At 70.0% G+C, this 14,741-nt stretch carries 9 protein-coding genes and 2 pseudogenes; 2 read left to right on the forward strand and 9 right to left on the reverse strand.

What is annotated here, in order from left to right; genetic code table 11:
- The first annotated feature begins 375 nt into the window (after positions 1–375).
- Both ACZ3IJ_RS01390 and ACZ3IJ_RS01395 read left to right on the forward strand, forming a co-directional pair.
- Positions 376–2,439, forward strand: coding sequence for a SpoIIE family protein phosphatase (locus tag ACZ3IJ_RS01390; RefSeq protein ID WP_467465581.1), 2,064 nt, complete (start codon positions 376–378; stop codon positions 2,437–2,439).
- 287 nt (positions 2,440–2,726) lie between these two features.
- A pseudogene (locus tag ACZ3IJ_RS01395) lies at positions 2,727–2,795 on the forward strand (DUF1345 domain-containing protein); the annotation flags it as partial.
- Between the two features lie 221 nt (positions 2,796–3,016).
- Here ACZ3IJ_RS01395 and ACZ3IJ_RS01400 read toward each other — a convergent pair.
- From ACZ3IJ_RS01400 to ACZ3IJ_RS01440, 9 genes and pseudogenes are all read right to left on the reverse strand, one after another.
- Complete coding sequence (locus tag ACZ3IJ_RS01400) at positions 3,017–5,221, reverse strand: ATP-binding SpoIIE family protein phosphatase (protein ID WP_467465582.1); 2,205 nt, start codon at positions 5,219–5,221, stop codon at positions 3,017–3,019.
- A 48-nt stretch (positions 5,222–5,269) separates the two neighbouring features.
- Positions 5,270–6,136, reverse strand: coding sequence for a phytanoyl-CoA dioxygenase family protein (locus ACZ3IJ_RS01405; protein ID WP_467465583.1), 867 nt, complete (start codon positions 6,134–6,136; stop codon positions 5,270–5,272).
- Between the two features lie 253 nt (positions 6,137–6,389).
- Positions 6,390–6,818: a hypothetical protein gene (locus tag ACZ3IJ_RS01410; protein WP_467466276.1), complete on the reverse strand. Its 429-nt coding sequence runs from the start codon at positions 6,816–6,818 to the stop codon at positions 6,390–6,392.
- Positions 6,819–6,957: 139 nt separating this feature from the next.
- A pseudogene (locus tag ACZ3IJ_RS01415) lies at positions 6,958–8,142 on the reverse strand (sodium:solute symporter family transporter); the annotation flags it as partial.
- A gap of 141 nt (positions 8,143–8,283) precedes the next feature.
- The gene (locus ACZ3IJ_RS01420; protein WP_467466252.1) at positions 8,284–9,384 is read right to left on the reverse strand and encodes a phosphotransferase family protein; all 1,101 of its coding nucleotides are present in this window, start codon (positions 9,382–9,384) and stop codon (positions 8,284–8,286) included.
- Positions 9,384–10,622 (reverse strand): acyl-CoA dehydrogenase family protein, encoded by a 1,239-nt coding sequence (locus ACZ3IJ_RS01425; protein ID WP_467465584.1) that lies wholly within the window; start codon positions 10,620–10,622, stop codon positions 9,384–9,386. The genes ACZ3IJ_RS01420 and ACZ3IJ_RS01425 overlap by 1 nt, the downstream gene beginning before the upstream one ends.
- Positions 10,623–10,651: 29 nt before the next feature.
- On the reverse strand, positions 10,652–11,434 hold the full coding sequence (locus ACZ3IJ_RS01430; RefSeq protein ID WP_467465585.1) for an SDR family oxidoreductase: 783 nt from the start codon (positions 11,432–11,434) through the stop codon (positions 10,652–10,654).
- A gap of 3 nt (positions 11,435–11,437) precedes the next feature.
- Positions 11,438–13,117: a class I adenylate-forming enzyme family protein gene (locus ACZ3IJ_RS01435; protein WP_467465586.1), complete on the reverse strand. Its 1,680-nt coding sequence runs from the start codon at positions 13,115–13,117 to the stop codon at positions 11,438–11,440.
- A 41-nt stretch (positions 13,118–13,158) separates the two neighbouring features.
- The gene (locus ACZ3IJ_RS01440; RefSeq protein WP_467465587.1) at positions 13,159–14,715 is read right to left on the reverse strand and encodes a long-chain-fatty-acid--CoA ligase; all 1,557 of its coding nucleotides are present in this window, start codon (positions 14,713–14,715) and stop codon (positions 13,159–13,161) included.
- Positions 14,716–14,741 lie beyond the last annotated feature (26 nt).

Here is a 14,741-nt window from a genome sequence, read left to right on the forward strand (position 1 = left end):
TACTCCATCTTCTAACCTCTATGGGCCGTCGGCAGCGGGGAGCGACGGTCGCCGAGCCGGCGATCCGGGCCCTTCCGCGGAGCGAGTGTGTGGCGCGGACGTGGGGGCGCGGGCAGGATCCGGGCCGCCGCCGCGCCGATGGGGATCCCACGCCCACACGCCGTGCAAGAAGTCATGCTGGTTCAGAAAAATGGAGGGGTGGACGGGACGAGTCCAACGACGTGCCGGCCGCCGTTACCGCCCTGCTGCGCTGAGCCGGCCACCGGCGGGCGGGGCGTTTCCCTTGGCTCAATCCTCGCCCCGGCGCACTTCGCGCCGCGGAATGCCCATGGTGTCCGGATAATGGGTGGAACGGTGAGTGGAAGGGGACATCTCGTGCCATCGGCTCGGCCGGGGGGCGAGGAGACCCACGGCCCGTTCTGGTCCGAGCCGGGGACGCTGCTCGAGCACGTGCCCGTGGCCGTCTTCGGCCTCGATGACGGGGACCTCGTCTGTTACTGGGGGCCCGGCGCGCGGGACCTCTTCGGATATGACGCCACCGCCGTCCTGTCGAGGCCCGGCGCCGTTCTCTTCGCCGACGGGCCCCGGGGCTCCCCCGATCCGTGCGCCCGGCTGACCGAGCGCGGCCGGAACCAGGGTTACTGGAGGGGGCGGCTGCCGGCCCGGCATCGTGACAGCACCGTCTTCGACTGCGGCTTCCGGGCCTTCTCCGTGACCGGATCCGGCGGACCTTCGGTGGTGATGGTCCTGGCGAGCCGTAGTGACGAGCTCGATCGGGTCAAGACCAACCTCGCCTTCCTCGACGCCCTCTTCGAGACTTGCCCCATCGGTCTGGTCATGCTCGACCAGGACCTCCGGTACGTCCATCTCAACCAGGCGCTCGCCGACATGGACGGTGTGCCGATCGAGGCCCACCTCGGGCGGCGCATGGACGAAATCATGATCATGTCCGACGATGGTGAGTACCAGCGCATGCTCCGCGGCGTCGCCCTGGGCGGAGCACCGGTCGTGGGGACCCTGGTGGGCATGCGTCCGCGGGGGCATCCGGACCGTGACCAGGTGCGGTCGGTGAGTTTCTTCCCCCTGAGCCAGGCGGCCGGCTCGCGCCCCGGAGTGGGCGGGCTGATGCTGGACGTGACCGACCGGGAGCAGGCCATCCTGGAAGCCACCGCCAGCCGTCGACGGCTGGCTCTGCTGGACGGGGCCTCCACTCGCATCGGGACCACCCTGGACGTGAACGTCACCGCCCAGGAGCTGGTCGACGCTGCAATGCCGGACTTCTGCGACGGCGCCGTGGTCGAAGTCGTGGAGTGGATGGACGAGGCAGAGGTCTTTGACCCGGCACGACCGCTGTTCACCCGCAGAATCGCCTCCGGGACGATCCTGCCCCCTCCGGCCACCGAACTCGTGAGTGGGGTGGAGACGGTGCGGTATCCGCCCGGCTCCGTCATCCACGACATGCTGAGGACCGGCCGCGCCATCTCCGCCGTGGTGAACGAGGAGTTCCTGGCCCGGACCGTCCTCATCGAGTCACGCGCACGGCTCTTCGCCGAGAGTGGGTTGGCCTGCGTCCTCGTTGCCCCGCTCATCGCCAGGGGTACGGTCCAGGGAATCGCCATGTTCGGCCGGTCCACGGACCGGCCGGCCTTCACCCGGGACGATGTCAGCCTGGCCAGTGAGCTCGCCTCACGGGCTGCGATCTGCCTGGACAACGCCCGTCTGTACAGCCGCGTCCAGGACATCGCCCTCACTCTGCAGCGGGCGTTGTTGCCCAGCGCGTTGGCGAACAGCCCGTACGTGGACGTGGCCCACCGGTACGTGCCCGGCAGTCGGATCACCGAGGTCGGCGGCGACTGGTACGACGTGATCAGCCTGCCCGACGGCCGAGTCGTTCTCGTGGTGGGCGACGTGATGGGGCACGGTGTGTCGGCCGCCGCCGCCATGGGCCGCCTTCGTATCACCACCAAGGCTCTGGCCAGGCACGACAGCGAGCCCGACGACCTCCTCACCGAGCTCGACGCATGCGCCCAGGAGGCCGGCATCGAGCTGGCGACGTGCCTGTACATCGTCTACGACCCGAAGAGCGGAGTAGCCCGCATCGCCAGCGCCGGCCACCCCCCGCCCCTGGTACTCCGGCCGGACGGCACAGTGGAGACCATCGACGACGTCCTGGGAGTCCCTCTCGGCGTCGGCGGCTGTCCTTTCCGGACGATCGAGATCGAACTCCCCGGGAACGCGAGTCTCGCCCTGTATACCGACGGCCTCATCGAGACGCGAGGCGCGGACCTCGAGGTCGGTCTGAAGGCATTGCGCGCCGAACTGGGCAGGACCTCAGGCCCGTTGGAAGCAATGGCGGACCGCATCCTTGCGAGCCTGCTGCCCGCCCCGCCGGCCGACGACGCGGTTCTGGTCCTCGCCCGCGTCCGCCGCGCCCATTGAGGAGGCGTCGAGTCCGGTGTGTCTTGGCAGCCGCTTCATCGCTCGAGTGCAGCTCCGTTCAGGACGGCGAGCCTGGCTCGTCCACCAGCTCGACACCCTTGTGCGCGTCGACCAGCACCGAGCCGCCGCACCGGCCCTTCCGGGGCTGGTCGGCGGCCTTCACCGGCCCACCACTGGGCCTCGATCGTGCGGCCCGCCGCCTCCAGCTCCCTGGTGATCAAGAGGTGGGTGTGGCCCTTCCGGCGCTGGACTTTCCGGGTGGGGAGACGGCGGCCCGGGCAGACTATGTGTACGTCGCCTTGTCGGTCATGACGACGTTCGGCGCGACGGACGTCACGGTGCTGTCGCGGGAGATGCGCCGGACGGTGGCGGCCCACGCGACCATCGGGTTCGTCTTCAAAACGGTGATCGTGGCCGGCACGGTCGCGGTGCTGGACCGCGGGCAGGGGGCCTGCAACAGGGCTGTCGCCTCTCGGCCGGTGAGGGCGGCGGCAGGATGCCCCGGCCCGCTGCTTGGCCACCGCCCTGGCGAACCCTCCGGCCTCCCGCCTTCGCGGTCCGATCGGTGTCTCGTTCGTCAGGTGGTCGGTCCGCTGCCCGTGGGGAGAGCCTGCTCGGCCCAGATGACTTTTCCCTCGCGTCCGTGTCGCGTGCCCCAGCGCTGGGTGAACTGGGCCACCAGCAGCAGGCCGCGGCCGCCTTCGTCGAAGATCCGGGCGCGGCGCAGATGTGGGGCCGTGCTGCTGGCGTCGGAGACCTCGCAGGTGAGCGTCGACTGGAGGATCAGTCGCAGCTGGATGGGGCTCTTGCCGTAGCGGATCGCGTTCGTCACCAGTTCGCTGACGGCCAGCTCCGTGGTGAAGGCCATTTCCTCCAGCCCCCAGGTCGCCAGGACGTCGGATGCGAAGCGGCGGGCACCGGACACGGCTGCCGGATCGGACGGGAGGTCCATCGTGGCGACGTGGTTCGGGTCGAGGGCATGGGTCCGGGCGACGAGCAGAGCGACGTCATCGGCGGGGCGGCTGGGCAACAATGCGGCCAGGAGCTGGTCGCAGGTCTCCTCCAGAGAGTCCGGTGCCGAGGTGAGGACATCGTGCAGCGTGGCGAGCCCGAGGTCCACGTCACGCGTGCGGCCCGCGATCAGCCCATCGGTGTGCAGGACCAGCAGGCTGTCCTCCGGCAGCTCGAACTCGGTCGTCTCGAAAGGGAGCCCTCCCAGGCCGAGGGGCGGTCCGATCGGCACCTCCGGCAATCCGACCTCCCTGGAGGTCCCGGTGGCCTCGCCGATCGTCGACGGGGTCACCACGGTCGGCGGGACATGGCCGGCACTGGCGAGGGAGCACCGGCGGGAGACGGCGTCGTAGATCGCGTACAGGCAGGTGGCGCTGGTCTCGCCCTCGTCCGCCGACTCCTCGCGCTGCATGCGGATGACCACGTCGTCGAGATGCGTGAGGAGTTCATCGGGCATGAGGTCGATGTCGGCGAAAGCGCGGACGGCTGTGCGGAGCCGGCCCATGGTGGCGGCGGCGTGCAGGCCGCGACCGACCACGTCGCCGACGACCAGCGCCACACGGGCCCCGGACAAGGGAATGACGTCGTACCAGTCGCCGCCCACGCCGGCGCGGGACCCGGCGGGCAGGTAACGCGAGGCCGTTTCGACGGCCGAGTGTTTCACCGTGTTCCGGGGCAGCAGGGTTCGCTGGAGGGCGAGTGCGGTGGAACGTTCATGGGTGTATCGGCGGGCGTTGTCGATGGACACCGCCGCCCTGGAGACGATCTCCTGCGCCAGCAGGAGATCGTCGTCGTCGAAGGGCACTGAGGTGCGATGGCGTACGAACTGCACCAGGCCGAGGGTGTCCCCACGGGCGTGCAAAGGCACGAGGAGTACGGAGTGGAGGCCGAGGTCGCGCAGCACTCGGCCGTGGGACTCCGACGGCGCCACCCACGTGGGCATCTCGGTCCCCGCGATGTGGTGCAGGACGGATCTTCCGGTGGTCAGTGCGCGAACCGGTTCCGAGTCGTCGGGGTAGGCGTGGGTCTCACCGACGCGGAGCAGGGACTCCGGACAGCCGTCGAGGACGGAGCGCTGGGCGACGCGGCGCTGCCTCAGGGCCTCCGGCGAACCGGTGCCCGTTTCGTCGAGTGCGGAGTCGAAGAGGTCGACGGTGACGAGGTCGGCGAAGTCCTCGGTGCAGACCTCCGTCAACTCCTCCGCGGTGCGGGAGATGTCGAGCGTGGTCCCGATCAGCTTGCTCGCCCTGTCGGTGAGGGCGAGCCGACGCTGCAGCAGACGGTCGCGTTCCTCCTGGTAGGCGGCGACGACCTCTTCCGAGGAACGGTCCACGTAGTCGAAACCGATCGTGACCAGCCTCATCGTGGCCTGGTTGATCATGCGCCAGTCGCTGGTGAGGCGGGGAGCTTCGGCCTGCAGCTGTTCGAGCAGGCTGAGATGGTCGAGCCGGTAGGCACGGAGGAGTCGGCTCACCGGGATGGCCCGCCGGGCGTAGAGGCGGGCAATGTCCAAGGCGGCCGGAGGAGCCTTCGACGTGCTCGTGCTGGGGTGGGCTTCCAGGAGATCCAGAAGGGCGGTGACGTGCTGGGCCGTCTCCTCCAGTGTCAGAGCCGCGATGTCCGCGTCTTCCCACAGCTCGGGGAGTTCGCCGTTCAGGCGCTGGAGCAGCAGGCCGGAGAGCTTCTCCACCTGCGGTCTGAGGTGCCGGGCCAGCTGACCGAGGAACGCATCGACGCCGGTTCCCATAGTGCGAATGTACGGGAATGTCATGACGCGCGCTCCTCGGACAGCTGCGGCAGCTTCTGATCGGCTCGGGTCTCAGAGGCCGAGGTAGTCGCTCAGATCGGAGTAGTCGACCTGCCACAGGCCGGGCGAGCCCGTCGGGTACTGGGAGCGGAAGCCGAGCACGCGCTGGACGCGCGGCGAAAGCGTCTTGGCGAGCTCCCTGTCGACGAGGAAGGGGTACGCCTCCTCGCCGGTGAGGAAGCCCGCGTTGAACGCGAAGGCGAGGCCCCGCCGGTACTCGTCGCCGGTCCGGTTCGCCCCGCCGCCGTGCGCGGTCTTGCCGCTGAAGAGAAGGACGTCTCCGGCGTTCATGACGGCGGCGATCGTCTGCTCGGGGGTCCCGCGGTCCTCGAAGTCGCTCCAGTGGTTGCTTCCGGGGATGACGCGGGTGGCGCCGTTCTCCTCCGTGAAGTCGGTCAGGGCGACCAGGAAGTTGATGGTGACTTCCGGGCCGCGGGGTCCCATGCCGATGAACGGGAACCAGTTCTCCAGGTCACGGTGGAGCATCTGCGCCTTGTTGCCGGGGCCGATCTCGATCACCTGTGCGGTGGTCATCCAGTACGTGCCCGACTCCTGGAGGAAGACCAGGTCGCTGATCTCGTGGACCAGGGGGTGGTCGATGACCTCGCTGCGGAACGTGGCGCTGTGCGTCACCAGGTTCGTGAGGCGCTTGGTGTTGCTGCCGTGGAACGCGGCCACGATTTCGTTCTCGTGGGTGGACCCCGGGGCGAGCGCCCGCAGCGGCTGCTCGATCTCGGCGTTGAAGCGGACGATCTGCTCCTGCGTCAGGAAGCCCTTGATGATGACGCCGCCGTCACGGGTCACGATCTTGAGGATCTCCTCCGCCGGCGTGTCGTTCGCCACGGACGTCAGCGCCTGGGCCTTCTTCTGTGTCGTCATGTGCGTCCTCTTTCTCGATCTGAAGCGCGGTTGATCGGCCGTTCGATCAGCCGCGGGCGTTCCGTCTTCCGGGGACTCCTGCACAGCGTCCCCGCGACGGTCAGGTGGGCTCGGTGGTCATGGCGTTTCCGCGTTGTTCCTGTGGTGGTCGTCTCACTGTCGCCAGCCAGTACCGCAGGCGAGAACGACAGCGGGCACCTGCTTCGCCCGGGCCCGGTGCACGATGCACAGTCCGGTCGCGGGCACGGCGGAACTATCCGCTCACGGCGTCCTTGCCGGAGTCGATGCGAGCTCCGGGGGCGCTACGAGCAGAAGTGGGTCCCGGCGCCATGCGCCGGGTGCGTGCGGCCCCCTCCCAGGGACGCGCGCTGCCGAGCCATCCAAGGAGGAAGGCCGCCGGCACGGAGACCAGCGCGGGGGTGTGGAGGGGGAACAGGTTGAAGTCCTGCTCCGGCAGCAGCGCGTATTTCGTCCGGGACACGGCGGGGGAGGCGAGGGTCAGGAGTACGCAGAGGGACAGCCCGCCGTAGACGAGCCACAGCAGCCCGTGACGGTTGAAGCCGGTCCAGAGGAAGGAGTAGACGACCGCGGGGCACACGCATGTGGCCGCGAGGCTCAGCGAGAAGGTGAGGAGGAACTCGATGGGATAGCGGTGCACGGCGGTGGTGAGGAGAAGGCTCACGGCGCAGAGCGCGACGACGGACAGCCGCAGGACTGCCGGCTCTCCGATCCCGATCCGGGGTGCGCCCCTCCCGCCCGAGCAGGTCGCGGGTCACGGAGACGGCGGCGGCGAAGGTCACGCTCGCCACGGCCGTGAGCACCGCGAGGAAGGCGACACAGGCCATGAGGGTGATGAGCACGACCCGGCCGGTGGAGTGGTGGGGGAGGACCTCCGAGGCCAGGAGGATCGGGGCTCCCTGCCCCTTCGCGTCGACCGCCCCGATCCGTCCGCTGCCCACCACCGCGGTCGCGGCGAAGCCGGTCGCGATCAGGAGCAGGTAGAAGAGGCCGCTCAGCCCGACCGCGACGCTCAGTGAGCGCCGGGCGGCGGGCACGTCCCGGCTGGCGCTGACGCGCAGGAGTAGGTGGGGCATCATCGCGGTCCCGAGGATGACGGCGATGTGGTCACTGAGCGTGCCGAGCGGTCCGACGCCGGCGGAGTGCGCCCACAGTCCGGGGCTGAGGTATTCGCCCGGTGACACGCTCTTGTCCATGGCGGCCGACAGCAGGGATCCGGGACTCCAATCGAAGGAGCGGAGCGCCAGCAGGGTCACCGCGGCAAGCGTCGCCAGGGCTACGGGCACTTTGGCGGCCTGGACGAAACTGGTGCCGCGCAGATCGGCCACCCCCGCGAAGCACGTGATCAGGAACCCCATCAGCACTGTGCACACCACCTGGGCCCGCTCGCTCGGCATGCCGATCAGAAGGGCGGCGGTGATGCCGCCGGCACGCAGCTGCACCATGAGCAGGGGTACGGCGATGCACAGCGTCACCACCGCACCGGCGATCCCTGCTCCCGGCCCCTCGGCACGCAGGGAGAACAGCTCGCCCAGGGTGTAGCGGCGGGTCGCGCGAATCCTGGAGGGCGAGGAGCAGGAAGACGCCGAGTGCGAGGGCGCTGTCGACGGCGGTCGAGACTCCGTCGTAGCCGAAGAGGGCGATGGCTCCCGGCAGTGAGACCAGGATGACGACCGTGATCTGTTCCCCCGCCATCGCGACGCCGTTGAAGACGGGCGGGAGAGACCGGCCGGCGACGTAGAGGCGTTCCGGGTCGTCGTCCTGCGTGGCGAGCGTGAAGACCCACAGGAGGCAGAGGCCGATGAAGACGAGGAAGGCGCTGACGACCGCGCCCCTAGCGGCGGTGCGGAGGGCACGGGACCTCTCTCAGGAAGAACAAGGAAGACGGACTCGGCGCGAGGGGGCGCGGGGACGGTTGCAGCCGTCGAGGGCGGGAGGGAGCCGGGCAGCCGTGCTCCGTACCGGTCGGAAGCCGTGTCTGCGACCACGGGGGCTCGACGGCGGCGCGGCGTCCGCAGGGGAGGTCGCGCCGGCTCTGCGACGAACGGCGGCCTCGGCGTGATGTCAGAGCAAGACGGCCTGGCCGCGGGGAGGCTGACGAAGAGCCTCGTACCGCGGCGCGTTGGGTGTCAGCGGCGGCTGGTCGCCGTCAGGCTGGCGTATCGCCCGGCCCGCTCCAGGAGCCGGGGCACACCCGTTTCGAGCGACGGTCCGAAGACCGTGTCATGAGGACGCTCACCACGCTGCCAGCGCGTGTGGATGGCCTCGCAGAAGATCGCCGCCTTCCAGAGGGCGAGGGTCTGGTACCAGGGGAGCGGGGTGAGATCGAGGCCTGTGCGGCGCTGGTAGCGCTCTGCCAGCTGGCGCCGGGTGAGGTAGCCGGGTGAACGGGTCACCTTGGTGAGTTCGAGCGGGGTGGCAGGGCTGCCGGCCTCGGACCAGGTGGCGGTGAGGTACCCCAGGTCCGCGAGCGGGTCGCCGAGCGTGGCCATCTCCCAGTCGAGGATCGCGAGGACCCTGGCCGGGGCCTGTGGGGCGAACATGAGGTTGCCCATGCGGTAGTCGCCGTGCACCACCGAGGCAGCCTGGCTCGTCGGAAGGTTGCGGGCGAGCCAGTCCGCGATGCGCTCCACCGCGGGCAGAGTGCGGGTGGTGTTGACCTCCCACAGGCTGCGGAACCTGTCGACCTGGCGCCGGAGATACCCCTCGGGCAGGCCCAGGGAGGCGAGCTCCCCCCGGCTCACGTCGATGGCGTGCAGGGCGACAAGGGTGTCGACGACCGTCTCGCTGGTGGCTCGGCGCTCCACGGCGGGGGAGAGGTGAGCCGGAATCGTGTCGATGATGACCGTGCCGTCGAGCCGGGACATGAGGTAGAACGGCACGCCCAGGAGCGACTCGTCCTCGCAGACGGCGAGGATCTCCGGCACCGGCACCCCGTGCCCGTGGAGGATCTTCTGGATGCGGGCCTCGCGCACCATGTCGTGCGTCGACTTCGGCAGCGGCGGGCGCGGGCCGCGACGCAGGACGACGGACTCGCTGCCGCGTTCGATCAGGTAGGTGACGTTGGAGTGGCCGTCGCCGATGCGCTGCCACGCGATCGGTCCGCTGCCGATGCCATGTGTGTCGAGGAAGGCGGTGACCGCGTCGAGGACCAGGAGCGGAGGGCTGTCGAGGTGACGGGCCCGCTCGCGGCTCGCGACGACTTCCACGCCGTCGGGGACGGTGTGCATCACGCGCCCCCGTCCCGGCCGACGACGGCGTCGCCCAGGTATCGCTCACCAGCCTGGACGGCGGCGCGCCGGCCGGCCGAGGCTCGGCGGGCGATGGCCCACCGGTGGGTCTCGTTGGAGCCGTCGTAGATGCGGAACGGGCGGACCTCGTTCAGGTACTGGGCGAGGGGGAGGCCGTCGGAGACGCCGTCGCCGCCGCAGATCTGGATGGCGCGGTCGATCACCCGGTAGATCGCCTCCGAGCAGTGGACCTTCGCGATCGAGGACATCGCCGAGCCCGCCTTCGGGTCGGTGTGCAGGAGCGCCGCGGTCTTGGTGATGATCGCGTCGGAGGTCTCGATGTCGATCACGGACTCGGCGATCAGGTGCTGGGCCAGGCCGAGCGAGTCGAGCGGACCGCCGAACAGCTCCCTCTTCGCGGCCCGGTCGAGGGCGATGTCGTGTGCCCGCCGGGCCAGTCCCAGCCAGCGCATGCAGTGCGTGAGCCGCGCGGGGCCGAGCCGTACCTGCGCGTACCGGAAGCCGAGTCCGACCTCGCCGAGGACCGCGTCGTCGGGGACGAAGCAGTTCTCGATGTACAGGTGCGGGTGGCCGCCGTCGATGGAACGGTCGACCGTGTGGATCGCCTCGCCGACCCTGATCCCGGGGTTCGTCATGTCGACGAGGAACATGGTGGCCCCCTCGGGGGAGCCGTCGACGGCCGGGGTGCGCGCCATGACGATGCAGAACCCGGCACCGACGGCACCGCTGGTGAACCGCTTGTGACCGTCGATGATCCAACCGCCGTCGGAGCGCACGGCCGTGGTCCGCAGAGCGGCCGGGTCGGACCCCGCTCCGGGGTGGGGCTCGGTCATGCCGAAGCAGGACCGGACGTCCCCCGCCGCCAGAGGCGCGAGATACAGCTTCTTCTGCTCCTCGGTCGCGATGACGTTGAGCATGTGCATGTTTCCCTCGTCGGGGGCCATGCAGTTGAGCGCGCTGGGGCCGATCGGCGAGTAGCCGGCCTCCTGGAGGACCGGCGACCAGTGCTCGATGGGCAGGCCCTGCCCGCCGTACTCCTTCGGCACGAGCGGCGCGAAGACACCGGCCTCCTTCGCGGCAGTCTGGAGCCGGTCCCGGGTGGCCTGGTCGAGACGTCCGCCCGGTACGGGCTCCGCGTCGACGACGACCTCACGGATGAACCGGCGCGTGCGCTCACGCAGATCAGCTATCTCCGGCGGAAGGTGAGGGAAAGTCATGGCTGTCCTTTGTGGGAGGGGCGAGGTCGTTACGCGGTGCCGCCGGCGACCGTGAGGCCGCCGTCGACGGTGAGGACGTGGCCGGTGACCCAGGAGGAGTCCTCCGAGGCCAGGTACGCCACGGCGGAGGCGATGTCGGACGGCACGCCCAGACGCCGCAGGGGGTATTCGGCGGCCACCTCGGTTTCCCTGCCCTCGTACAGGGCCTCGGCGAACCGCGTCTTCACCACGGCGGGGGCCACGGCGTTGACACGGATCTCCGGGCCGAGCTCGACGGCCAGGGTCCTGGTCAGGTGGGACACCGCCGCCTTGCTCACTCCGTAGAGGCCGATGCCGGGTGACGGGGTGTCGCCGGTGACGGAGGAGAGGTTCACGACAGTGCCGCGGCGTTCGGTGAAGCCGAGCTTCGGGTGGGCCACGGCGTCCTGCACCCAGGCGAGGGTGGCGAGGACGTTGACCTCGAGGACCTTGCGGGCGACGTCGAGGTCCAGGCCGACGACGGGACCGTACGCGGGATTGATGCCCGCGTTGTTCACGAGGACGTCCAGCCCGCCGAACTCGCCTGCGACGGTGTCGAAGACCTCGCGGCGGTGCTCGGGGTCGTCCGCCTTGCCGGCGACGGTGATGACGCTGCCCGGGGGAAGCGTGGCGGCGGCCTCTTCGAGCGGTCCGGCCTTGCGGGCCGTGAGGCATACTCGCGCCCCCTCCGCGACGAGCTGTTCCGCGACGGCGAGACCGATGCCCCGGCTCGCTCCGGTCACGACGGCGGTGCGGCCCGAGAAGCGGCCCCGGTCGGTGTGGTTCTCGCTCATGGATCAGTCCTTCGAGGGGGAATCCGGCCCCGGGCCGTCGAGGCCGCGGAGCTCGGCCCGCCGGATCTTGCCGCTCTGTGTCTTGGGCAGGTCGGACAGGAAATGGATCGTGCGGGGGCATTTGTAGGCGGCCAGCCGGTCGCGGGAGAAGGCGATCAGCTCCTCGGCCGTGGCGTTCAGGCCCGCCTTGAGCGAGACGTAGGCGACGACGGTCTCGCCGCGGTAGGCGTCCGGCTGTCCGACGACCGCGGCCTCGAGGACCGAGGGGTGCTCGTACAGCGCGTCCTCGACCTCGCGCGGCCAGACCTTGTACCCGGACACGTTGATCTGGTCCTTGAGCCGGTCCACCAGGTAGACCCAGCCCTGCTCGTCGATGACGGCGACGTCGCCGGTACGGAGCCGGCCATCCGGCATGGTCCGGCGGGTGGCCTCGGGCTTGTCCCAGTAGCCGGGCACGACCTGAGGCCCGCTCAGTTCGAGTTCGCCCTGCTTCCCGCTCGGCACCGGCTCACCGTTCGGGTCGACGACACGCGCGGTGAGGTGCGGCAGGGGTTTGCCGATGGACAACGTCCCGCTCGGCAGATGCACCGGCGCTCTGTCCCCCGGCGGCACGGCGATGACGGCGGACGTCGTCTCGGTCATCCCGTAGCCGTTGTGGAGGTAGACGCCGAATCGTTCCCGGAACCGCTCGACGGTGGCCGGCGGGATCGGTGCGCCGCCCGAGTACAGGGCCTTCACCGACGCGAAGTGCTCCGGTCCGGCCTGCGGCAGCTCGTAGATCGCGTTGTACGCCGTGATGGAGCCGATCGTGTAGGTCACCCCGTTCTCGGCGAAGGACTCCAGGGCGACCTCGGGATGGAACCGACCCGCCAGGACCAGCGTGGTGTCGGTGAGCAGGGAGATCGTCGCGTTGACCACCGCCCCGGTGATGTGGAACAGCGGGGCCATGGCGAACACGACGTCCCCGTCGCTCACACCCATCCACGACGCGCAGGTTGCCACCACGCTCAGCACGTTGCCGTGGGTGTTCATGGCGCCCTTCGGCGGGCCCGTCGTCCCCGAGGTGTACGTCAGGAACGCGACGTCGTCGAGGGTGAGCTCCACCGGAGCGGGGCGGCGCCCGCGGTACTCGCCGATCAGGGCCACCAGGTCGCCGTCCGGGGCCGGGGCGTGGCGCTCCGTCGTCGCGAAGACCCGTGGATCGTTCCTCGACTGGTAGTCCCGCGCCGATGTGCTGATCAGCCATCGCACCGGGCTTCCCGCCAGCGTGCCGAGCGTCTCGTGGACGTCCTCGTCCGCGCAGACGACGCCGACCGCCCCGGAGTCCTCGATGATCCGTCGGAGTTCCTGGCGCCGGTACATCGGATTGAGTCCCAGTGCCGTGGCCCCCAGCTTCCACAGGGCCAGCAGCACCAGCGCGTACTGCGGGACGTTCTGCAGGTACACCCCGACGCGATCACCCCGGCCGGTTCCGCGAGCCTCGAACGCGGCGGCCAGGGCGTCCGACGCGGTATCCACCTCCCGCGCGGACAGAGCACCGTCGAAGAAGCGGAGCGCCGTGCCCTCCGGGCTCTTCGCCACGCGTGCCTTCCAGGCGGCCACGAGCGAGCCGGGAACCGCGTCCGTCCGCGTACCGGACCCGTCGGGGAACGTGTCCTGCCGGCGGCCCTCATCCACTGTCATCTGCCGTCCTTCCCACCCATGTCCATGCCTTGGCGCGCCGGTCACGTGAGTTCACGCTTGAGGATCTTTCCGGTGGACGTCATCGGGAGGGTCTGCACGATCTCCACGATGCGCGGGTACTTGTAGGCGGCCATCTGCTCTTTGCCCCAGGCGATCAGCTCGTCGGGGCGGGCCTCGGCGCCACGCTCGAGGATGACGAACGCCTTGATCTCCTCGCCGTGGCTCTCGTGCGGCACGCCGACGACCGCGGCCAGGCTGACCGCGGGGTGCGTCATCAGGACCTCCTCGATCTCGCGCGGGTACACGTTGAAGCCGCCGCGGATGATCAGGTCCTTCGCCCGGTCGACGATGTAGTAGAAGCCGTCCTTGTCCTTGCGGGCCAGGTCGCCGGTGCGGAACCAACCGTCCCTGATCGCTTCCGCGGTGGCCTCGGGGCGGCCGTGGTACCCCTTCATCACGTTGTGGCCCTTGACCGCGATCTCCCCGATGGCGCTGCCCGTGCCGTCGTCCTCGACCTCCGACCAGTCCGTGTTGACGAGCTTGACCTCGACGCCCCAGATCGGTACGCCGATCGACCCGGGCCGGGGCTCCCGCGCCGGATCGCTGAAGGTCACCACCGGCGAGGTCTCGGAGAGGCCGTAGCCCTCCAGGACCTGGACGCCCAGCCGCTCCCTGACCTGCTTGGTGAGCTCTGCGGGGAGCGAGGCACCGCCGGAGACGCCGACGCGCAGGTTCCTCGCGATCCTCTCCACGTCGACGTCGTCGGTGAGCGCCTGCAACAGGCCCCACCACATGGTGGGGACGCCCGCGAAGACGGTGATGTCCTCCTGCTGCATCAGGGACACCGCCTGCCGGGCGTCGAACCGTGGCAGCAGCATCAGCGTGCTCGCCGTCGAGAAGCCGGCGTTCATCTGGACGGTCGCGCCGAAGGAGTGGAACAGCGGCAGCACGACCAGATGGGTGTCCAGGGCCGGCCGGTTCTCCAAGAGCTGATTGACCGCGAGGGCGTTGAGCACCAGGTTGGCGTGGCTGAGTTCGGCGCCCTTCGCCTGCCCTGTCGTACCGCTGGTGTAGAGCAGCACGGCCGGGTCGTCCCCCGAGGTCCCAATGCTGTCGAACGTCGTCGCGCTGCCCCGAAGTGCGGCGCCCATGGTCTCGACGCCCTCGACCGGGCTTTCCGCCGCGGGGTCGGCGGTGATGAGGAAGAAGTGCTCGCAGCCCGGGGTCTCGGTGAACGCGGCGTGTCCCTCCGCACCCATCGGCAGGCCCTCGCCGCCCTCGAAGCAGAAGTACGCCTTCGCCCCCGAGTCGGCGAGGTGGTAGGCGACCTCCCGGCCCTTGAGCAGGACGTTGAGGGGGACGACGACGGCGCCGGCCTTGAGGATTCCGTAGTAGACGATCGGGAACCAGGGCACGTTCGGACAACTGAGCGCGACCTTGTCGCCGGGCCAGACGCCGCGGTCGACCAGGAGGTTGGCGACCTGATTGGCGGCGGCGTCGATCTGGGCGTAGGTGAGACGCGTCGTGCCGAGGACGACGGCGTCCCGGTCCGGGTGCGTGCGGGCGGAGTCCTCGAGCAGGACCGAGAGGTTCAGCATGGTGCCATTTCCGGAAAGGTGGACCG

The sequence above is a fragment of the Streptomyces sp. NPDC013317 genome (genome assembly GCF_055563155.1).